Here is a 20,052-nt window from a genome sequence, read left to right as displayed (position 1 = left end):
CGGTCACTTCCCCGCCTCCGACACAAGCCCGCCGAAGCGGTTGATTCCATACACCCGCACCACCCCATCCCGTTCGCAGCGCAGTACCAGCCAGGTGGCACCTCCCGGTGCTGCCGTGCAGTCGCCCACCGCGCCGCCCGTCTGCTCGGCGTAACGTCCGGCGTAATGCGCGATGGCATCGCTCTCGGTCAGATGCGCGTCGATGAAGCCCAGCCGGAAGGCGATCAGCGCCCCCACCAGCACGAAAAGTCCCAACAGCACCCACCAGAGCCAGCGCGGCATCACTATCCTCCGAACCGGGCCTCCGAACCACGCCTCCCAACCGGGCCTGCGAACCGGGCCTGCGAACCGGGCCTCCCGCACATGAACTTGACCCCTGAAAACCGGGCGCATCACGCGACCCGGGTCACATGGTTCCCATCAACTCTCGACCGACCAGCATCCGCCGGATCTCCGACGTGCCCGCGCCGATCTCCATCAACTTGGCGTCGCGGAATATCCGCGCCACCGGTGCGTCGTTCAGGAAACCGGCGCCGCCCAGCGCCTGCACCGCCTGATGTGCCTGCACCATGGCCTGCTCGGAAGCATAAAGACAGCAGGCCGCCGCATCCTGCCGGGTCACGTCGCCCCGGTCGCAGGCCTTGGCGACCTCGTAGACATAGGCACGGGCTGAATTCATCGCCGTGTACATATCGGCGATCTTGCCCTGCATCAGCTGGAATGACCCGATCGGCTTGCCGAACTGGTGGCGGTCTCGCAGGTAGGGCATGACCTCATCCATGCAGGCCGCCATGATCCCCAGCCCGATCCCGGCCAGCACCACGCGTTCATAGTCCAGTCCCGACATCAGCACGCGGACCCCTTTCCCCTCCTCGCCGAGGACGTTCTCGAAGGGCACCTCCACGTCGTCAAAGATCAACTCCGCCGTGTTGGACCCACGCATCCCGAGCTTGTCGAAATGCGGCGAGGTCGAAAAGCCGGTCATCGACTTCTCGATCAGAAAGGCGGTGATCCCCCTGGCGCCCGCATCCGGATCGGTCTTGGCATAGACCACCAGTGTGTCGGCGTCGGGACCATTGGTGATCCAGTATTTGTTGCCATTGAGCACGTAGCGGTCGTTGCGCTTCTCGGCGCGCAGCTTCATCGACACCACGTCGGAACCGGCCGAAGGTTCGGACATGGCGAGCGCGCCGACGTTCTCGCCCGAGATCAACCCCGGCAGGTATCGGTGCTTCTGCTCCTCGGTGCCATTGAGCCGGATCTGGTTCACGCACAGGTTCGCGTGCGCGCCATAGGACAGCGCGACAGAGGCCGAGGCGCGCGCGATCTCCTCTACCGCGACGGTATGCGCCAGATAACCCATCCCGACGCCGCCGTAGTCCTCCTCCACTGTGACGCCCAGCAAGCCGAGCTCCCCCATCTCGCGCCAGAGCGCGGCGGGGAATTCATTGCTGCGGTCGATCTCCGCCGCCATGGGCGCCACCCGGTCCTGCGCCCAGCGATGGACCATGTCCCGCAGGCTCTCGACTTCCTCACCAAGGTCGAACTTCATGCTGGCCAGAAACATGGTCTCTCCTCCCCATCTCACGCCTTGGCACCGATGGCACCGCATTTATTGAACATTCGTTCATTAAACGGCTGAAACAAACTTTCGTCAATGCTTTCCCCACGGCTCCCCGCCCGGAACAAGTCTTTCTTAACAGCTTTGCGCGCAGTCTGCGGCACGCCAAGTCCCACTCGGACAGAGACAGCCTGCCGGAATGCCCAGACGCAAGAGAAACATTGTCATCAGTCTCGCGATGCTGGCTGGCATCGCCAGCACCGGCGCGTCCTCCGCATGGCTGTGGCACCGCCACGACGAAACCACCGCGCTGCAGGCGGAACTGGCCTCGACCATCGTGGCGCTGGAACAGGCCACCGGCTACACAGGCTTCATCCACAACTTCAAGAACGCGGTCCTGCGTCCGCTCGAACCCGCCTACCTGGACCTTGCTCGCGCGGATTTCACCGCCGCCAACGCCGCCATCGATCGGCTGGAACAGATGGCCCGCGCGGAGGGGATCACCCTCACGCTTCACACCTACCGATCGACCCTGCAGCGCTATCGCGACAACATTGAGGCTCTGACCGGTTTCCACTATGATTCGACCACCATCGACCAGGCCGACGCAATGGCGCGGCTGCCGGACGGAGCCGCGCGCACCAATCTCGACCATCTCACGCAGCGCCTCACCCAGCATCTGGAGGACGAGGCACGCCCCCTGCGGCAGGGACTCCTGGCCTCGCTTTCCGCGATGCTCGTACTCATCACCCTCCTTTTGCGGGAACAATCCTACAATGCACGGATGCGGGAGCAGCACGTCGTCTTTGAGACTCAGAAGCACCTACTCGAGGTGGAGCGTCGCTACCGCCGGGAACTGTCTGACAGCCTTGCCCACGTGCGGCAGGTCAACCGCGAGCAGGCGGAGATCAGCTATGCCATTTCTCATGACCTGAAATCCCCCGCGAACACCGCCGCGATGCTGGTCGGCGCCCTGCGCGAGGACCTCGACGGCACCCTGAAAGAGGAACCCGCGGAACTGCTCGACGATCTCGACACCACGCTGCGCCGTATGTCCACGCTTGTCGAAGATCTGCTCAGCTATACCCGAGCCCTCGACTCGGACCTCCCCCGTGCGGAGGTTGCGCTCGATACGATGGTGGACGACGTGCTGGCCATGCTTCGGGCGGAAATCCACGCCTCCGGGGCGAAGGTGCAGCGCCGATCCCTGCCCTCTTTCTCAGCAAACCCGCCGCAGATCCGCAACCTGGTGCAGAACCTGCTGCAGAACGCACTGAAGTTCCGCCGCCCCGACATCCCGCCCCTGATCGAGATCTTTCAGGTGGAAGCGGAGCCCGGCCGCGTCGCCTTTGCCGTCCGCGACAACGGCATAGGCATCCCGGAGGACCAGCAGGAAAAGATCTTCGGCCTCTTTGGCCGCCTGCAGCGCCGCGATGAATACGAAGGCTCCGGCCTCGGCCTGCCGATTTCGCTGCGTATCGCACATGCACATGGTGGCAATATCGCCGTCACCAGCACACCCGGACAGGGTACGACCTTCACCGTGACCCTGAAGGCGACCTGAAATGACTGCCTGCCCCGCTTCCCCCCTTTGGCGCAAGGCGCACCACCCAGGAGGCAATCCGCCATGATCCAACACCTCATGACCATCGATGACGAGCCCATCGACCAGAAACTCTACAAACGGCTCATCACCCGCTCCGGCCTTGTCGGGACACTGCACCAGTGCCTGTCCGCCGAGGACGCGCTGGACACGCTCGCCCAGCCCGAATGTCCGGCGCTGGACGTGATCCTGCTCGACATCAACATGCCGGGCATGAACGGGTTCGAATTCCTCGAGGCCGCGACAGAGGCACATGGCGACGCCTTCGTGCGTTACGCCGTGGTGATGTTGTCCACCTCCACCCGGGCGGAGGACGAGGCCCGCGCCCGCAGTTTCAGGGTAGTGCGCGATTTCCTGCACAAACCCCTGACGCTGAAAAACCTGCAGGAAATCGACACCCGGCTCGGCGCTGGGGGCTGACGCCCACGAGCGCCCCGCCAGCCTTTTCCGCCAGTCCTTTACCGATAGCGCTTTGCGCTTCCCTGTCCTGCCAGACCTGCCCCACTTGCCTTGCCCGCGCGCCCGGGCGACAAGACGCCGGAGGGACCGGCCCGAACCGGTCAGGCGAACCGGACTGGAAAACGGGGGCACCAGATGGCCGAGGCGGAATCACGGCAGGACGAAACCACACTCGATGCGCTAGAAGCGCGGCGGGCTGCGGACGACCTCGACGGCCTGCGTGGCGGGATTGGTACGCTCCCCCCCGGGGACCGCTTCGACCCCCGCGCCTTCGCTCTTCGCCACGCGCTATTGCCCCTTGCGCTGCCCGGCCTTGACCCGCGCCCACCGGCCGCAGAGGTGCGCCGACTGGAGGCCGCGCTGAACGCGGGTCAGCCGGAGGTCGCGCTATCCATGGCCCGTGCTTTGGGCACACGGCTGCCACGCGCCGCCCTGCCGTGGCGCGCACAGGCGCTTGCACTGGCGCAACTGGGCCGCCTTTCGGAGGCGCGCGATGCCTATACGGAGGCACTGACCCGTGCCCCGGACCACATGGCACTCTATGCCGAACTCGCCCGCGTGCTCTACGACATGGGCGCCTTAGACGAACTCGCCGCCCCCGCCGGAGCCGCCGCAGAGGCGCGCCCGGACGACCCGCAGGCGATACGCCTAGCTGCCGTGGCGGCGCATGTGCGCGGCGACCGCGACACCGCGCGACGGCTCTTTGCCCGGCTGGTGAAACTGCAACCCACCAATGGCGCCGCCCATCGCGCCCTGTCGGAGCTCACCCATTACAGCGACCGCAAGGACCCGCATATCGCCCGGATGCAGCGCCTCGCAAAGTCGGGCAGCAAAGGCGAAAGACTGACGCCCTTCGAGGAACTGGAACTGCATTTCGCCCTCGGCAAGGCCATGGCCGACCTCCGCCGTCCGCAAGAAGCCTTTCGCCACTACGCGCAGGGCAATGCGCTGAAGAAATCTTCCTACGGCCTTTCCGTCGATCGCTACCAGACGGAAGCCGCACGCTTGCGCGAACGCCTGGCCCTTCCAGAGCCAGGCACCAAGATCGACGCTGCATGCGACACGCCGGTGCCGATCCTCGTCGTCGGCCTGCCGCGCTCCGGGACGACTTTGGCGGAAACACTGCTGTCAGCCCACCCACAGGTGGGCAGCGCTGGTGAATGCACCTACCTGCGCGCGCACCTCCTTTCCGCCGTGATGACGGGCACGCCCGCACCCCAAGACTTCGCCGCGCTGCGCGACGGGTACCGCCGCGCGCTGGCGCAGGCCTCCGGCGCGCCCTTCGTCATTGACAAGATGCCGCTGAACTTCACGCTGTTGCCGCTGGTGCAGGCGCTGCTGCCCGAGGCTCGGGTGGTGGCGTTGCAACGCGATCCCATGGCGCTGGGCTGGTCGCTGTTCCGGCAGTGTTTCCCAAAGGGTGGCAACGGTTTTGCCTATGACCTGAACGACATCGCAGAGGCGCAGGCGCTGTTTGCCGAGGTCCTCGCCCTTCAGGAGGCCGAGGGCCTCCCGCTGCACCGCCTGTCCTACGCCGCACTGACCGAAGACCCGGAAGCCACGTTGCGCGCCGCGCTCGATTTCATTGGCCTGCCCTGGGACGAGGCCTGCCGGTTGCCCGCCCCACGCAAGGGCGTGGTGGCCACTGCCAGTTCCATGCAGGTTCGCGGCGGCATCTATCGCGGCGCGGACGAAGACTGGCGGGCTTATGCCGACCACCTCGCGCCGCTGAAGGAGCGGCTCGGCGCGCTGGGGCTTCTCTGAGCATCAGGACTGGTGGACCGCGCCCACCTCCGCGCGAATGATGCGGGCAATCAGCGCGCAATCGTCTTCGGAGAAGGTCAGCGGCAGGCGCATGTCCACGATAGCGCGCAGGATCCGGTCAGTCTGCGGCATGGGCTGCGACGGCGCATACCGCCAGCTGTCGTAGCGCGAGGTAAAGCCCGACGGCCTTGCCGCGCCGAACCATTTCAGCTCCACGCCGCGCGCGGCGCAGCGGTCGAGCACGGCGCGCACCTTCTTTGCCGGCCAGTCGAGCAGCAGGAACTGAATGGAGGAACCGACGCAGGCCGCGCGCGGGTCGCGGGGCACGACCGTCAGGCCGGGAACATTGCGCAGCCCGTCCTCCACCACCCGATAGCGCGCGTTCCAGCGGTCGACCTGCGCCGCCAGCGTCCGCAGCTGCGGACGCAGCAAGGCAGCGCGCAGGTTGTCCATGCGTCCCGATACATTGGGCGTGTCGTATTTCACCCGCTCAAAGACCTCGGGCGCCGGCGCCGCGGGGTGGCGATCATACAGCATGTAGGAGCCCGACAACAGGATTGCGCGGGCGGCCACCTCTTCGTCGTCGGTGACCAGCAGGCCGCCCTCGCCGGAATTCACGTGCTTGTAGGTCTGCATGGAGTAACACCCCACCCGCCCGTGCCGCCCCGAGGGCACGCCATTCCAGGCGGCCCCCATTGTATGGGCGCAATCCTCGATCACCGTGATCCGGGCGGCATTGCAGATCGCCATGAGACGGTCCATGTCGCACAGATGCCCACGCATATGGCTGAGCATCAGCACACGCGCCTCGCTCGCCCTGGCCTCCAGATCGTCGAGGTCTATAACCAGGCCTTCGGTGACGCCGACAAAGACCGGTCGGGCCCCGAGACTGGCAATGGCCCCCGGCACAGGTGCGAGGGTGAAGGCGTTTGTCAGCACGCGGTCGCCGGGTCCCACCCCCACGGCGCGCAATGCGCACCCGAGCGCGTAGCCACCCGAGGCCACCGCGAGGCAGTATTTCGCCCCCATCAGGGCCGCGAAATCCCGCTCCAGCAGTGCGGCTTCGGCGGTTTCGCCAGGGACGGTGTTGTAACGGTGCAGGCGACCGTGGCGCAGCACGGAGAGCGCAGCCGCGATGCCCTCTTCGGGGATCGGTTCCTGCTGGGTGAAGCTGCCGGTGAAGGTCTCGGGCGTGGTGGTCTCGGGGATGGCGGTATCTGGCATGGGCATATCTGGCGCGGTTCACTGCAGGAGGTCAATGCGGAACGCTTTTGCGCGGACCCGCGCCCGCCAGCGGCGCGCGCCGGGGTTCCACCCCGGACCCCGGGAGTACTTGGACCAAGAAGAAGTCGGGACACTCAGCCCAACAGGCGGCGTACCTTTTCGGGCAGGTCATCGAAGTGGTCGATAGTAGCCTCGGGAGACAGGTTCCTAACCGCCTGGCCCTCGGGGGCGAAAGTGACGAGGATGCAGGGGCGACCCGCCGCGGCGGCAGTGTTGCGGTCGGTGTCGCTGTCACCCACCAGCACCGACCGGTCCCGCGCGCCGCCAGCACGGTCAACCGCCGCCCAGAAGGGCGCGACGTCGGGCTTGCGCGTAGGCAGTGTGTCCGCTCCGACCAGCGCGCCGAAAAGATCGCGCACGCCGAGGCTGGTCAGCACACGCTCGGCCAGCGCCTCGGGCTTGTTGGTGCAAACCGACACCTTGTGTCCGTCCCGGCGCAGTCTGTTCACCGCCTCCACCGCACCGGGGTACATCCGCGTATGCACGTCGAGTGCGCCGCCATAACATTCGAGCAGCGGCTGGTACCATTGTTCTACGCGCTCTGGCGTGAACAGGCCGGCGCGCTCCAGTCCAACGGTCAGCATTCTCTTGCCACCGCGCAGCGCCACACCCGCGTCCCGCAGGGCATCCAGCCGCGCCAGCGCCAGCGTTTCGGAGGACAGATCCATTGCCTCGAAGCAGGCGTTGGCCGCCGCCACGAGATCACCGCTGGTGTCCGCCAGCGTCCCGTCAAGGTCGAATACTACGCAGCCTGTCATGGCAACTCCTTCGTCTTGCGCGCCCTTCAGGCGGCGCGTCATCACCAATGTCACAGACTGAAACCGGGCGTGACAGGCCCCGCCTTGTCATGTTGTGGCAAACCTATAAAACGGCCCCGAACGAAGAACAAACCGGAATGCTCCCATGCCAGTTGCCCTGATCGTCCTTGCCGCCGGCAAGGGCACGCGGATGAACTCGGACCTGCCCAAGGTGCTCCACCGCATTGCCCACGCCCCCATGCTCTGGCACGCGCTGCGCACAGGTCAGGCGCTGGAACCCGTGGCAAGCGTCGTCGTCGCGGGCCACGGCGCGGCGGAGGTCGAGGCCAGCGCGAAGGATTTCGACGACACCGTACAGGTCGTGGTGCAGCAGGAGCAGCTGGGCACCGCCCATGCGGTGGCGCAGGCATTCCCGGCGCTTGACGACTTCGACGGTGATGCCATCGTGCTTTATGGCGACACGCCGTTCGTCACCGAGGAGACGCTGGCGGCAATGGCCGAGGCCCGCGCGAGACACGACGTGGTGGTGCTGGGCTTCGAGGCCGCCGATCCGGGCCGCTACGGCCGCCTCGTGACCGAGGGCGACGCCCTGCGGGAGATCGTCGAATACAAGGATGCCACGGAGGCGCAGCGCGCCATCACCCTGTGCAACTCTGGCGTCATCGCTGCCGACAAGGCCACGCTGGAGGCACTGATCGCAGAAGTCGGCAACGCCAATGCCTCCGGTGAATACTACCTGACCGATATTGTGGGGCTGGCGCGGGCAAAGGGGCTGTCGGCCACAGTCGTTCGCTGTGCCGAAACCGAAACGCTGGGCGTCAACTCGCGCGCCGATCTTGCCGCCGCCGAGGCCGCCTTTCAGGCGAAGGCGCGGGCGGAGGCGCTGGAGACCGGCATTACCCTCGCAGCCCCCGAGACCGTGCATTTCGCGTGGGATACCGTTATCGGCCGCGACAGCGAGATCGAGCAGAACGTCGTCTTCGGCCCCGGTGTCACGGTGGAATCCGGCGCGCGGATCCGTGCGTTTTCTCACCTTGAGGGTTGCCACGTCAGCCGAGGCGCCATCGTCGGCCCCTACGCCCGTCTGCGCCCCGGTGCAGAACTGGCGGAGGACGTGCACGTCGGCAATTTCGTCGAAGTGAAGAACGCCGTGCTGCACGAGGGCGTGAAGGCCAACCACCTGACCTATATCGGTGACGCCGAAATCGGCGAGAAGACCAATATCGGCGCGGGCACCATCACCTGCAACTACGATGGAGTCTTCAAGCACCGCACCGTGATCGGAAAGAACGCCTTTATCGGGTCGGACACCATGCTGGTCGCCCCGGTCACCATCGGTGACGGCGCGATGACCGGCTCGGGCTCCACCATCACGCAGGACGTGCCCCCCGGCGCATTGGCGCTGGAACGCGCGCAGATGGTGGTGAAGGACGGATTTGCAGCCAAGCTTTTTAGCATGCTGAAGGCGAAGAAGGCCAAACAGCAGAAATAACGGGGATTTCGAATTATGTGCGGAATAGTTGGTATTCTGGGCACCCACGAGGTTGCCCCCGCCCTGGTCGAGGCGTTGCGCCGCCTCGAGTATCGCGGCTATGACAGCGCCGGCATCGCCACCGTCAACGAAGGGCGGCTTGACCGCCGCCGTGCGGTAGGCAAGCTGGTAAACCTTTCGGATCTGCTGGTGCACGACCCGCTGGCGGGCAAGTCGGGCATCGGCCATACCCGCTGGGCGACCCATGGCGCGCCGACGGAGGGCAACGCCCACCCGCATCGCTCCGGTCCCGTGGCCGTGGTGCACAACGGCATCGTGGAGAACTACAAGGACCTGCGCGCGGAACTGGCCCGCCATGGGCTGACCCCGCATACGGACACCGATACCGAAACAATCGCCATGCTGGCACAGCACCATCTCGACACCGGCATGGCGCCTGTCGAGGCGGCCTTTGCCACCATCGACAAGTTGGAGGGTGCCTTTGCGCTGGCCTTCCTGTTCGATGGCGAAGAGGATCTGATGGTCGGCGCCCGCAAGGGCAGCCCGCTGGCCGTGGGCCATGGCGATGGAGAGATGTACCTGGGCAGTGACGCGATCGCACTGGCGCCGATGACCAACCGCATCACCTACCTCGAAGAAGGCGACCGTGCCGTGCTGACCCGCACTGGCGCCACGATCCGCGACGCAGAAGGCCGCGCCGTCACGCGTGAGGTCCGCACCATTTCCATGGATGCGGCGCGCGTCGACAAAGGCGGGCACAAACACTTCATGGCGAAGGAAATCGCCGAGCAGCCCTCTGTCCTGTCCGACACGCTGAACGCCTACCTTACTCAGGACGGCATTGCGTTGCCCGGGCCAGGCATCGACTTTGCCGCGCTGGACCGGCTGACGATCACCGCTTGCGGTACGGCATACCTTGCCGGCTTCACGGCAAAGTACTGGTTCGAGCAGATCGCCCGCCTGCCGGTCGACGTGGACGTGGCGTCCGAATTCCGCTACCGCGAACCGCCAATCCCGCCGCGCACCGCCGCGCTCTTCATCTCGCAATCCGGCGAAACCGCCGACACGCTGGCGGCACTGCGCTACTGCCGGGACAAGGCCACGGCGCTTTACGGCGTGGTCAACGTGCCGGAAAGCTCGATCGCGCGTGAAAGCGACCTCGCCCTGCCGATCCACGCAGGCGTGGAAATCGGGGTCGCCTCGACCAAGGCCTTTACCTGCCAGCTGACCGTCCTGCTGTTGCTGGCGCTGAAGGCCGCCGAACAGCGCGGCCACCTGACGCCCGAGGCGCGCGACAAGGTTCTCGCACAGTTGCGCGCGCTGCCCGGCGTGTTGAATACCGCGCTGGGCCGCGACCAGCACATCGAGGCGGTCGCCCAAGAGTTGGCAGAAGCGCGGGACATCCTCTTTCTCGGGCGCGGCGCGATGTACCCGCTGGCCCACGAGGGCGCGTTGAAGCTGAAGGAAATCAGCTACATCCACGCCGAAGCCTATGCATCCGGAGAGCTGAAACACGGACCCATCGCGCTGATTGATCAGCACGTACCGGTGGTGGTGCTGGCGCCGCGCGACGGTCTCTTCGAAAAGACGGTTTCGAATATGCAGGAGGTCATGGCGCGCGGCGGCAAGGTCGTGCTGATCACCGATGCGGCAGGGGCCGAAAGCGCCGGTGCGGAGGCCTGGAAAGTCATCCAGATGCCTGAGGTGCCGGACCTTCTGGCGCCGATCCTCTACGCGTTGCCCGCGCAGCTTCTGGCCTACCACACGGCGGTGGCAAAAGGCACCGACGTGGACCAGCCGCGCAACCTCGCGAAGTCCGTCACCGTGGAGTGATCCACGGCCCGGGCGGCGGGTCCGCGCCCCGGAGCCCGCGGCCCCAACGGACCACCTGTCCCGGAGAACCGGCCAAAGCGTCGGGAGTTCGCGGGAAAACCGCGCCGCCCCCTACGTCAGCGGCGGTTTTCCGCTTTTCCCGCAGGCAGCTTGCCCATACCCTGCGCGCCATGACGACCGAAGACACCACGCTTGGCGCGCAGGCGCTTCCCTGCGGCATCGGCGGCTGGCTGATCGTGCTGGCCGTCGGCATGGTGCTGGCGCCGGTCAATGCCGCGCTGAACCTGCTGGGTGTCTGGCAGGACAATTTCGCCTCCGGGTTCTACGGTGCGCTCACCACGCCGGGCAGCCCGGATTTCCACCCCATGTGGCGGGGCGTCCTGCTGACCGAACTGGGCTACCACGTTCTGATGGTGCCGGTGCTGATCTGGCTCGCCGTGCTGTTCTTCTGCCACAGCCGCCATCTTCCACGCAGCTACCTCCTCGTGACCGGCCTCTCGGCGGTTTATCTCATGCTTGATTACGTCGTGGTGAAGTCGCTGTTGCCCAGGGCCCCGGTCTTTGACGACGCGATGCTGAAAACGGTTGTGGGTCTCGCTATCGCGCTGGGTCTCTGGGCCCCCTACCTCTTCCTGTCCGACCGTGCGCGCTGCACCTTTATCCGATGAACGGGCCCCCATGACCGACACTGTGACCCCGGAAGCCGCCCTTGCCGCGCTTCGTGCCGCCGGCGACCCAGAGCGCGCGCCCGGCATGGCCGCCTACCACAAGGCCGGTCGCGTATACTACGGCACAGCCCTGCCGGAGGTGAACGCGCTCGTCAAATCATGGCGTGCCGCTCTCTCGTCTGAGGAGCGCCTGCCGCTCGCCGACGCACTCTGGCAAAGCGACGTGCACGAAGCCCGAATCGCCGCCGCCAAACTGCTGACCCAAGCGCGCATCCGCCCGCCGGAGGCAGAGCAGGCCACCTGGCAGATGATCGAAACCTGGGTGCCGCAGTTCGACGGCTGGGCGATCGCGGATCACGCCTGTTCTGCCGGAGGGCGCCGGGTCATGGCAGACCTCTCGAGACTCGATGCGATCGAAGCGTGGATCGCTTCCGACCACCTCTGGACGAAACGCGCGGCGTTTGTGATTACCTTGCCGTTGGCGCATCTGAACTTCCCCTCACCGGATCAACTGGCAGCACGCGAACGCGTGCTCGGCTGGGCCGCGACCTCCACCATGGATCGGCAGCGGTTCATTCAGAAAGCCATGGCGTGGTGGCTGCGCGACCTGTCGAAACACGACGCCGCGCGGGTGAGGGCGTTCCTTTCCGCGCACGGAGAGACGATGAAGGGATTCGCGCGCAAGGAAGCCGCGAAATACCTCTGAGCGGTTCCGGACCGGCACCGCGTCCTCCGCGAACGACCCGATCCGTCAGGCGCGCAAAGGAATTTGCGGCCAAATTTCGGGCCGACCGCCAGCGGTGCCGTCGCAGCTGAGTATTTCCCCAAGAATAAGACAGGCGCGGTCGGCCTTCAGTTCGGGCAGCGCGTGGCCGGCAGGCCGTGCAGAAGGCCGATCAGCCGCCCGCATAGACCTTGATCGTCGGCAGGTCGGTCAGCGGCGCCTCGATCAACCGCATTGCAGCGAGGGAGATACGGCTGCCTGCCGTCCTGGGTCCGCCGATCGGGATCAGGTCGACCTGTGACGACTTGCCTTTGTATTCCACCCGGCCCTTCTGGGCGGAGGTGACCAGCGGAGTCTCCAGCCAGAATCCGGGCCTTGCCGGATCCCCGAGGCTCGCAACGGTATCCCCCAACGCCTGTTCGCCCACAGGCTTCGCGGCCGCGGCGGCGGCTTTGCGTTCCTCGGCGGTGGTGGTGTCGAACTGCTCTGCGGTACGTGCGCCCGACGGCGGTTTTACCGCCGCTCCCGCCGGCCGCGCCTGCGGCCGCGCCTGCCCGTCCGTGGTCTCCTGCACCTCAGTCTCGGGCGCGCGTGGCTTGAACAGCCCGGTATCGCCGCATCCCGCCAGCACCAGCGCCACCGCGCCCATCATCCCTACAGCACGCATTTGCGCCTCCCTTGATCTTTCCCCCTCCATATACGTTTGCGGTATTGGGACACAATCGCGCGCGGGGCCTTGCTCATGATCCCGCTCAGGCCTACCTTGCCGGCATGACAACGCCGCTTATCGACCCGTTCCAGCGCCCGATTTCCTATCTTCGGGTCTCCGTCACCGACCGATGCGACTTTCGCTGCGTCTATTGCATGTCGGAGAACATGACCTTCCTGCCGAAGAAAGAGTTGCTCACGCTCGAGGAACTCGATCGCATGTGTTCGACCTTCGTCGGACTCGGGGTGGAAAAGCTGCGCATTACCGGCGGTGAACCGCTGGTGCGGCGGGATATCCTCACCTTCTTCCAGCGGATGTCACGGCACCTCGACGCGGGCGCGCTGAAGGAGCTGACGCTGACCACCAACGGCTCGCAGCTGGAACGCTTTGCCGGCGACCTTTACGCCGCCGGCGTGCGACGGGTGAATATCTCTCTTGATACGCTCGACGAGAAGAAGTTCGCCGATATTACTCGCTGGGGCCGGCTACCGCAGGTGCTGCGCGGGATCGACGCGGCGCAGCGTGCGGGCCTCAGGGTGAAGATCAACACCGTCGCGCTGAAGGGGTTCAACGACGATGAGCTGCTAGCACTGACCGAGTGGTGCGCGTCGCGCGACATGGACCTGACCTGGATCGAGGTCATGCCCATGGGCGACATCGGCAACGAAGACCGGCTTGGCCAGTACTGGAAACTCGACGATCTGCGCGCCCGCCTGTCCGAACATTATACACTCACCGACCTGCCGGAACGTACCGGCGGCCCCGCCCGCTACGTGCGGCTGGAGGAGACGGGACAGAAGATCGGATTCATCACGCCGCTCACGCACAACTTTTGCGAAAGCTGCAACCGCGTGCGTCTGACCTGCACCGGCGAGTTGTTCATGTGCCTTGGACAGGAAGACAACGCCGACCTTCGCGCGGCGCTGCGCAACCACCCAGACAGCGACGAGGCGCTGGAGGAGGCCATCCGCGCCGCCATCCGGCTGAAACCGAAGGGCCATGATTTCGACTATTCGCGGCAGACGGTTGACGGCCGCGTCTCGCGCCACATGAGCCACACCGGCGGCTGAACCGGGGACAAGCGGTGCAGCGCAGCGGTGTTCAGGACGCGCGGGCGCCGTTGCTGACCCGAAGAAATCCTTAATCTGCGCGTTGGCGTCGCTTGTCGCGGCCCTGCGCTGTCATACAATCGGCTATGACCGAGCTGTTACCCAAGGCAAGCCGCATTTTGGCTTTCATTAATTCGAACCAAATAGCTCGGATTGCTGAACAAACGCGGGACGATGTCGTCCCGCGTCGCCGACCATGAGAGTCAAGTTAGGACCGTCTCACTCAGTCGAGAGTTTCCGAAGGCGCGCGAACAGCGAGGAGGTGTCCCAGCGGCCGCCGCCCATGTTCTGCACGTCCTTGTAGAACTGGTCGACCAAAGCCGTTACCGGCAGCGAAGCGCCGTTTTCTTCGGCCGTTTTCAGGCAGATCCCCAGATCCTTGCGCATCCAGTCTGTGGCAAAGCCATGCTCGAAATGGCCGTCCAGCATCGTCGCGTGGCGGTTGACCATCTGCCAGGACCCCGCCGCGCCGCCGCCGATGACCTCAACGACCGCGCGCCCGTCCAGCCCGGCCTTCTCGGCGAAGTGGAGACCTTCCGACAGCCCCTGCACCAGCCCCGCAATGCAGATCTGATTGACCATCTTGGTCAGTTGCCCCGCGCCCGAGGGGCCCAGTCGCTTGCACAGCTTCGAAAACGCGTCGATGACCGGGGCGGCCTTGTCGTAGGTCGCCTCGTCGCCGCCACACATCACCACCAGCTGACCGTTCTCCGCCCCGGCCTGGCCGCCGGACACCGGCGCGTCGATGAAGCCGATGCCCACCTTTGCCGCCTCCTCGGACAGCTCCCGCGTGACCTGAGCGGAAACCGTGGTGTGATCGACAAAGATCCCGCCAGACATGCCGGCGAATGCACCGTCCTCGCCAAGACAGACGGACCGCAGATCGTCGTCGTTGCCGACACAGGACAGCACGTATTCCGCGCCCTGGGCCGCTTCGCGCGGGGTCTTGCCCAGCGATCCGCCGAACTCCGCCACCCACTGCTCTGCCTTGGCCGTCGTGCGGTTGTAAACGGTCACCTCGTGGCCCGCCTTCGCAAGGTGCCCCGCCATGGGATACCCCATCACGCCCAGCCCCAGAAACGCCACCTTTGCCATATGCTGCCCTCCCGCAAACGCGGTCCGCCCGGCCCTTGGCTTTCAGGCGCCCGCAAGTTAAGTCCCCTCCCACCTAGCTCATAAGGACGGAGAGGGAAATGCCCGGACTGTTCCGCTGGCTTGTCAGACTGACAAGTGCCGCCCTCATCCTGTCCGTGCTGGCCTTCTTCCTTGCGCGGCACCTCGCTCTGAGTTCCCTGCCCGAGTACGACAAGACCCGCGCCACACCGGGTATCACCGCCGACATCGAAATCGTGCGCGATAACAATGCCGTGCCGCATATCATGGCGCTTTCGGACCGCGACGCCTTCTTTGGGCTGGGTTACGTGCATGCGCAGGACCGGCTCTGGCAGATGACGCTTTTGCGGCGCACCGCGCAGGGCCGGCTGTCGGAGATTTTCGGGTCGCGCACCGTGCGCACCGACACGCTGCTGCGGCGGCTCGACCTCTACCCACTGGCCGTCGCCTCGGTCGAGCATCAGGATGCCCGCACACTCGATGCGCTGGAGGCCTACGCCGCCGGGGTCAATGCCTATATCAAGGAGATCAACGCCGACGCGCTTGGGCGCGGCGCGCCCGAGTTCTTCCTCTTCGACGCCGCCATCGCCCCGTGGCAACCCGCCGATTCCATCGCCATCGTGAAACTCATGGCGTTGCAATTGTCCGGAGCGCTCGGAGAAGAAGTGCTGCGGGCCCGTACCTCCCTGCTGCTGGACGATGAACAGCGCCTTTCGGACATCCTGCCCGACATCCCCGGAGAAGGCATCGCCACCCTGCCGGACTACGCGGCTCTCTTCCCCGACAGCAACTTGCCGAAATATGCCCAGAGCCGCACCGAACAGGACCTGTTTCTGGACATCCCGCCAGGACGCGGCTTTGCCGGAGCGTCCAACGCATGGGCAGCGGCGCCCGACCGCTCCGCCTCGCGGGGGACTCTGCTGGCCAACGACCCGCACCTCGGGCTGACCGCGCCCTCCACCTGGTACCTTGCGCGCCTGCAACTGCAATCGGGCGGCGTCATCGGCGGTACGATCCCCGGCACTCCCGCCGTCATGCTGGGCCGGTCCGAGAAGCTGGGTTGGGGTCTGACATCATCCTACCTCGACGATCAGGATCTCTTTGTCGAGCGACTCAACCCCGACAACCCGGAGGAATACCGCACCCCCACCGGGTGGAAGCGTTTCACCACGCGCAAATCGATCATCGGTATCCGGGACGAGACACCGATCACCATTACCCTGCGCTTCACCGACAATGGCCCCGTACTGCCCGGTTCGCAGTTCGACCTCGACACGGTCACGCCCCCGGGGCACGTGATGTCGCTGGGCTGGACCGCGCTGTCGCCCGCCGACACCTCCATGTCCGCCGCCGTGGGGTTGATGATGGCGCAGGACGTGCCGCAGGCCCTGAAGGCGTCAGAGGCCTATGTCGCGCCCTCGCAGAACCTGACCGTGGTCGACCGCAACACAATCGCCCTGCAACTGATCGGCGCCATGCCGAAACGCGACCCCGCGCACCAGTCGCAGGGTCGCCTGCCTTCGCCCGGCTGGATCGCTGGGAACCGCTGGCAGGGTACCCTGCCATTCTCCGCCAACCCCTCCTTTGTGGCGCCGCCCGGCGGCATCGTCGGCAACACCAATAACAAGATCATCGACCGGCCTTTTCCGCTGCACGTCTCCTTTGACTGGGGCGACAGCCAGCGTGTTCAGCGCTGGAAGACGCTGATGATGGGCCGCAAGGTGCACACCCGCGACAGCTTTATCGAAGCGCAGCTCGACACCGTGTCGCAGGCCGCCCGCACGCTACTCCCGCTCATCGGCCGCGATCTCTGGTACACCGCAGAGGCCGCCCCCGAAGGAACGCCGGAACGCCAGCGTCAGAAGGCGCTTGCCCTGCTTGCCGACTGGAACGGCGAGATGAACGAACACATGCCCGAACCGCTGATCTACGCCGCATGGCTGCGGTTTCTTCAAGAACGGCTGATCCAGGACGATCTCGGCCGCCTCGCCACAGAGTTCGACCACGTCGAACCCCTCTTTATCGAACGCGTCTTCCGCAATGTGGACGGTGCTGCAGCATGGTGCGACGTGATCCGCTCCGCCCGCATCGAAAGCTGCTCCGACATCGCCCGTCTCGCGCTGGACGACGCGCTGGTCTGGATCGCGGAAACCTATGGCACGCAGCTTGAATCCCTGCGGTGGGGCGACGCCCACGTGGCGATTCACAAACATACGGTGCTGGGCGACCTGCCCATTGTGCGCTCACTGGTGAATATCCGCCAGAACACCTCCGGCGGCGACTTCACCCTGTTGCGCGGCCGTACGAAGGGCACCGGCCCCGAACCCTTTGCCAATGTGCACGCAGCCACCTACCGCGGGGTCTACGATTTCGCCGACCCGGACAGTTCGGTCTTCATCACTTCCACGGGCCAATCCGGCCACCCGCTGTCCCGGCACTACGACGACCTCGGCCAACTCTGGCGGCGCGGCGAATACATCCCCATGTCGCTGGACATCAATCTGGCAAAGGCGGCGGCCACCGGCATCACGCGCCTCGTCAAGCCATGATCTCCCGCGCGGTGGCGGAAGTCGAAGCCCGCGCCGCACTGCGGGCGATGGACCTTTCCGACGCGCCCACGCCACTCTTTCCCGAACGCCCGCCCGCGCAGGCGCAGCTCCTTGCCACGGAAACCCTCGTGCTGAAAGTCTACGCGCCCGAGTTCGCCACGCGGGCCGACGCTCAGGCGCGGCGTCAATCAGAGGTGTCAGACCAACTGACAGGCACAAACCGCGCCCCCGCGATCCTCTTCCGGCGTGCGACGACACTGGTCATGCCCCGGTTGTCAGGTCCCGATCTCGCCACCCTCTGGCGGCAGGGCGACCGGCACATTCCCACCCTCGCCGGAGATTGGCTGCGCGCCTTCCACGCGCCCACCCTGCGCAAGTTCCCCTTCCGCCCGGGAGGGCATGTCGCATGGCTACACCGGCTGTCGGATGAGGTCGCCAACGGTGCCCGGTCCATTCCAGATCCGACAGCGTTCCAGCATAGCCTTGAGCGGACGGAATCCCTCGCCGCGTCCGCCCGCCGGCAGAAGGCCACGCGCGCCGTCACCCACCGTGACATGACGCTCTCCAATCTGCTCCACGATGGCCGCATCACATGGGGCATCGACTTCGAAAATACGCATGAGGACGAACCCCTGCGCGACCTCTTCACCCTGGCGCTGGACCTGCTCACCCTCGCATCCCCGGATGCCGAACCCGACCTCGCGCCCCTGCGGGCCGCCTATGGCGACCGCCACACCGCAGCGCCGGTGCGCCTCTTCCTGCAACGGTGTTTCAGCACATGGGTCTGGGCCAACACCCCGGGGAGCCCCAGTCAACGCCAGGCCATCCGCCTCGCCATGGCAAGGCATCTGCTCGACAGCGATGCCCTTATCCTCTGACGTCCGCCGACCCGCGTTGACCTCCCTATGCCTCCCTGGGTCCCTCCGGCCCGGCACCCGCCCCCTGCTTCTTTGGTTCCAAAATACCGCGGGGAATCGCTCCGCCGGTGCGATGGGGCAGCGCCCCTTCCCGTGCCCCGTATGTCACCCGGACCGCTATTGCAGATATCGCCCGTAGCAGCCGCTCCGCCCTGCGACGCTCCCGCAGGCATACACCACACATCGCGCGACACAAAGTAACGCGCGCCGGGAAGACCCCGCCGCGCGCTGTCAATCGTGGCATTTCTTAAAGTTTCGCGAACCGTTCCCGGTCTCGGGCGGACCACTCGACGGTCAGAAGATAGCCGTCTTCGTCCTGCACCTCCGCCTCGACCAGCCCCTTCTCAAAGAGCCAGGCCCGCGCCTTGCCCTGACCGTAGCCCAGCCGGACCTCTTCGCGGGCGCGCACCTCTCCCAGCGCCTCGGTCACAGCTTCGAGGAAGCCGTCCAACCCCGCCCCTGTCAGCGCCGAGACGGCATGGATTCCTGCGTCCCGGTCCGCCCGCGCCAACAGCGCCGACTGTGCCTCGTCGTCGAGCCGGTCGATCTTGTTCCACAGCTCCAGCTGCGGCGTGTCCTCGTCCACGCCGAGGCTATCGAGGATCGTCGCCACGTCACGGGCCTGCGCCTCGCTTTCGGGGTGCGAGATATCGCGCACGTGCACGATCACGTCCGCAGCCAGAACCTCCTCCAGCGTGGCGCGGAAGGCGGCCACCAGTTCAGTCGGCAGATCGGAGATGAAGCCCACGGTGTCCGACAGGATCACATCCGCCCCGGTGGGCAGCCTCACCGCCCGCATGGTCGGGTCCAGCGTGGCGAAAAGCATGTCCTTCGCCAACACTTCCGCCCCGGTCAGACGGTTGAACAGCGTCGATTTTCCGGCGTTTGTATAGCCCACCAGCGCGACGATCGGATAGGGCACCTTGGCCCGCGCCTTGCGGTGCAACTCGCGCGTCTTGACGACCTTTTCCAGTTGCCGCTTCAGGCGGACCAGCTGTTCGTCGATGGCGCGCCTGTCAGCTTCGATCTGGGTTTCGCCGGGACCGCCGACGAAGCCGAGCCCGCCGCGCTGCCGTTCCAGGTGTGTCCACGCCCGCACCAGCCGCGTGCGCTGGTAGCTGAGCGCAGCCATTTCCACCTGCAGCACGCCTTCTCGCGTCGCCGCCCGGTCAGAGAAGATTTCGAGGATCAGCCCGGTCCGGTCGAGCAGCTTGACCTTCCATTCCTTTTCGAGATTGCGTTGCTGCACCGGCGTGACGGGACCGTCCACCAGCACCAGTTCGACCTCGTTATCGTGGAAAAGGTCCTTGAGTTCCTTGATCTTTCCGGTGCCGAAAAGATGGCCCGGATGCGGGTCGCGCAGCGGCACAACCGTGCTCCCCGCCACCTCTAGGTTCGGGAGAGCGACCGCCAGCGAGACGGCCTCTTCGAGGGCGAGCCCGGCATCACGCCGCGGGCCCGGCCCCTTCATGTCGGGATGCAGGACCCATGCGCGGGTCACTGGCGTTG

General features: G+C 65.9%; 17 protein-coding genes. 10 read left to right on the top strand and 7 right to left on the bottom strand.

The features are described from left to right. Positions 1–3: 3 nt before the first annotated feature. Together J5474_RS05390 and J5474_RS05385 are read right to left on the bottom strand one after the other, a co-directional pair. Positions 4–282, bottom strand: coding sequence for a hypothetical protein (locus J5474_RS05390; protein ID WP_209359774.1), 279 nt, complete (start codon positions 280–282; stop codon positions 4–6). 124 nt (positions 283–406) lie between these two features. After that, on the bottom strand, positions 407–1,567 hold the full coding sequence (locus J5474_RS05385) for an isovaleryl-CoA dehydrogenase (RefSeq protein WP_209359773.1): 1,161 nt from the start codon (positions 1,565–1,567) through the stop codon (positions 407–409). A 193-nt stretch (positions 1,568–1,760) separates the two neighbouring features. Between J5474_RS05385 and J5474_RS05380 the strand changes: the two genes are divergently transcribed. From J5474_RS05380 to J5474_RS05370, 3 genes are all read left to right on the top strand, one after another. Further along, positions 1,761–3,125: a sensor histidine kinase gene (locus J5474_RS05380; protein WP_209359772.1), complete on the top strand. Its 1,365-nt coding sequence runs from the start codon at positions 1,761–1,763 to the stop codon at positions 3,123–3,125. 63 nt (positions 3,126–3,188) lie between these two features. Further along, positions 3,189–3,584, top strand: a complete 396-nt coding sequence (locus J5474_RS05375) for a response regulator (RefSeq protein ID WP_209359771.1) — start codon at positions 3,189–3,191, stop codon at positions 3,582–3,584. Between the two features lie 174 nt (positions 3,585–3,758). Then, positions 3,759–5,387, top strand: a complete 1,629-nt coding sequence (locus J5474_RS05370) for a tetratricopeptide repeat-containing sulfotransferase family protein (RefSeq protein WP_209359770.1) — start codon at positions 3,759–3,761, stop codon at positions 5,385–5,387. A gap of 3 nt (positions 5,388–5,390) precedes the next feature. Here the strand turns inward: J5474_RS05370 and J5474_RS05365 are convergent, their stop codons facing one another. Both J5474_RS05365 and J5474_RS05360 read right to left on the bottom strand, forming a co-directional pair. Then, positions 5,391–6,611 carry a DegT/DnrJ/EryC1/StrS family aminotransferase gene (locus J5474_RS05365; protein ID WP_209359769.1) on the bottom strand — a complete coding sequence of 407 codons (1,221 nt, stop codon included), beginning with the start codon at positions 6,609–6,611 and terminating at the stop codon, positions 5,391–5,393. 134 nt (positions 6,612–6,745) lie between these two features. Continuing rightward, on the bottom strand, positions 6,746–7,429 hold the full coding sequence (locus J5474_RS05360) for an HAD hydrolase-like protein (protein WP_209359768.1): 684 nt from the start codon (positions 7,427–7,429) through the stop codon (positions 6,746–6,748). A 145-nt stretch (positions 7,430–7,574) separates the two neighbouring features. Between J5474_RS05360 and glmU the strand changes: the two genes are divergently transcribed. From glmU to J5474_RS05340, 4 genes are all read left to right on the top strand, one after another. After that, positions 7,575–8,921 carry a bifunctional UDP-N-acetylglucosamine diphosphorylase/glucosamine-1-phosphate N-acetyltransferase GlmU gene (glmU, locus tag J5474_RS05355; RefSeq protein ID WP_209359767.1) on the top strand — a complete coding sequence of 449 codons (1,347 nt, stop codon included), beginning with the start codon at positions 7,575–7,577 and terminating at the stop codon, positions 8,919–8,921. Between the two features lie 15 nt (positions 8,922–8,936). Further along, positions 8,937–10,754 carry a glutamine--fructose-6-phosphate transaminase (isomerizing) gene (gene glmS, locus J5474_RS05350; protein WP_209359766.1) on the top strand — a complete coding sequence of 606 codons (1,818 nt, stop codon included), beginning with the start codon at positions 8,937–8,939 and terminating at the stop codon, positions 10,752–10,754. A gap of 170 nt (positions 10,755–10,924) precedes the next feature. Continuing rightward, the gene (locus J5474_RS05345; RefSeq protein WP_209359765.1) at positions 10,925–11,422 is read left to right on the top strand and encodes a DUF2569 family protein; all 498 of its coding nucleotides are present in this window, start codon (positions 10,925–10,927) and stop codon (positions 11,420–11,422) included. A gap of 10 nt (positions 11,423–11,432) precedes the next feature. After that, positions 11,433–12,128 (top strand): DNA alkylation repair protein, encoded by a 696-nt coding sequence (locus J5474_RS05340; RefSeq protein ID WP_245216249.1) that lies wholly within the window; start codon positions 11,433–11,435, stop codon positions 12,126–12,128. Positions 12,129–12,318: 190 nt separating this feature from the next. Here the strand turns inward: J5474_RS05340 and J5474_RS05335 are convergent, their stop codons facing one another. Further along, complete coding sequence (locus J5474_RS05335; protein WP_209359764.1) at positions 12,319–12,813, bottom strand: hypothetical protein; 495 nt, start codon at positions 12,811–12,813, stop codon at positions 12,319–12,321. Between the two features lie 104 nt (positions 12,814–12,917). On the opposite strand from J5474_RS05335, the gene moaA reads away from it, so the two are divergent. Continuing rightward, positions 12,918–13,925 carry a GTP 3',8-cyclase MoaA gene (gene moaA, locus J5474_RS05330; protein WP_209359763.1) on the top strand — a complete coding sequence of 336 codons (1,008 nt, stop codon included), beginning with the start codon at positions 12,918–12,920 and terminating at the stop codon, positions 13,923–13,925. 258 nt (positions 13,926–14,183) lie between these two features. On the opposite strand, the gene J5474_RS05325 is transcribed toward moaA, so the two are convergent. Beyond that, positions 14,184–15,059 (bottom strand): NAD(P)-dependent oxidoreductase, encoded by an 876-nt coding sequence (locus J5474_RS05325; protein ID WP_209359762.1) that lies wholly within the window; start codon positions 15,057–15,059, stop codon positions 14,184–14,186. A gap of 98 nt (positions 15,060–15,157) precedes the next feature. Between J5474_RS05325 and J5474_RS05320 the strand changes: the two genes are divergently transcribed. Continuing rightward, entirely contained in the window at positions 15,158–17,626 is a 2,469-nt protein-coding gene (locus tag J5474_RS05320; RefSeq protein ID WP_209359761.1) for a penicillin acylase family protein, read from the top strand. Then, complete coding sequence (locus tag J5474_RS05315; protein WP_209359760.1) at positions 17,623–18,504, top strand: phosphotransferase; 882 nt, start codon at positions 17,623–17,625, stop codon at positions 18,502–18,504. The genes J5474_RS05320 and J5474_RS05315 overlap by 4 nt, the downstream gene beginning before the upstream one ends. Before the next feature lie 286 nt (positions 18,505–18,790). Here the strand turns inward: J5474_RS05315 and hflX are convergent, their stop codons facing one another. Further along, positions 18,791–20,044 (bottom strand): GTPase HflX, encoded by a 1,254-nt coding sequence (hflX, locus tag J5474_RS05310; protein ID WP_342454009.1) that lies wholly within the window; start codon positions 20,042–20,044, stop codon positions 18,791–18,793. Positions 20,045–20,052 lie beyond the last annotated feature (8 nt).

It is taken from the genome of Sagittula salina, assembly GCF_017813235.1.
GTDB lineage: Bacteria > Pseudomonadota > Alphaproteobacteria > Rhodobacterales > Rhodobacteraceae > Sagittula > Sagittula salina.
This window is presented reverse-complemented; position numbering and strand designations above follow the sequence as displayed.

Excerpts from the sequence above, each read along its gene's own strand:
- J5474_RS05385 (WP_209359773.1), bottom strand. The coding sequence starts at position 1,567 with ATGTTTCTGGCCAGCATGAAGTTCGACCTTGGTGAGGAAGTCGAGAGC.
- J5474_RS05370 (WP_209359770.1), top strand. The coding sequence starts at position 3,759 with ATGGCCGAGGCGGAATCACGGCAGGACGAAACCACACTCGATGCGCTA.
- glmS (WP_209359766.1), top strand. The coding sequence starts at position 8,937 with ATGTGCGGAATAGTTGGTATTCTGGGCACCCACGAGGTTGCCCCCGCC.
- J5474_RS05325 (WP_209359762.1), bottom strand. The coding sequence starts at position 15,059 with ATGGCAAAGGTGGCGTTTCTGGGGCTGGGCGTGATGGGGTATCCCATG.
- J5474_RS05340 (WP_245216249.1), top strand. The coding sequence starts at position 11,433 with ATGACCGACACTGTGACCCCGGAAGCCGCCCTTGCCGCGCTTCGTGCC.
- glmU (WP_209359767.1), top strand. The coding sequence starts at position 7,575 with ATGCCAGTTGCCCTGATCGTCCTTGCCGCCGGCAAGGGCACGCGGATG.
- J5474_RS05365 (WP_209359769.1), bottom strand. The coding sequence starts at position 6,611 with ATGCCAGATACCGCCATCCCCGAGACCACCACGCCCGAGACCTTCACC.
- J5474_RS05360 (WP_209359768.1), bottom strand. The coding sequence starts at position 7,429 with ATGACAGGCTGCGTAGTATTCGACCTTGACGGGACGCTGGCGGACACC.
- J5474_RS05320 (WP_209359761.1), top strand. The coding sequence starts at position 15,158 with ATGCCCGGACTGTTCCGCTGGCTTGTCAGACTGACAAGTGCCGCCCTC.
- J5474_RS05335 (WP_209359764.1), bottom strand. The coding sequence starts at position 12,813 with ATGCGTGCTGTAGGGATGATGGGCGCGGTGGCGCTGGTGCTGGCGGGA.
- moaA (WP_209359763.1), top strand. The coding sequence starts at position 12,918 with ATGACAACGCCGCTTATCGACCCGTTCCAGCGCCCGATTTCCTATCTT.
- J5474_RS05380 (WP_209359772.1), top strand. The coding sequence starts at position 1,761 with ATGCCCAGACGCAAGAGAAACATTGTCATCAGTCTCGCGATGCTGGCT.
- J5474_RS05390 (WP_209359774.1), bottom strand. The coding sequence starts at position 282 with ATGCCGCGCTGGCTCTGGTGGGTGCTGTTGGGACTTTTCGTGCTGGTG.
- J5474_RS05345 (WP_209359765.1), top strand. The coding sequence starts at position 10,925 with ATGACGACCGAAGACACCACGCTTGGCGCGCAGGCGCTTCCCTGCGGC.
- J5474_RS05315 (WP_209359760.1), top strand. The coding sequence starts at position 17,623 with ATGATCTCCCGCGCGGTGGCGGAAGTCGAAGCCCGCGCCGCACTGCGG.
- J5474_RS05375 (WP_209359771.1), top strand. The coding sequence starts at position 3,189 with ATGATCCAACACCTCATGACCATCGATGACGAGCCCATCGACCAGAAA.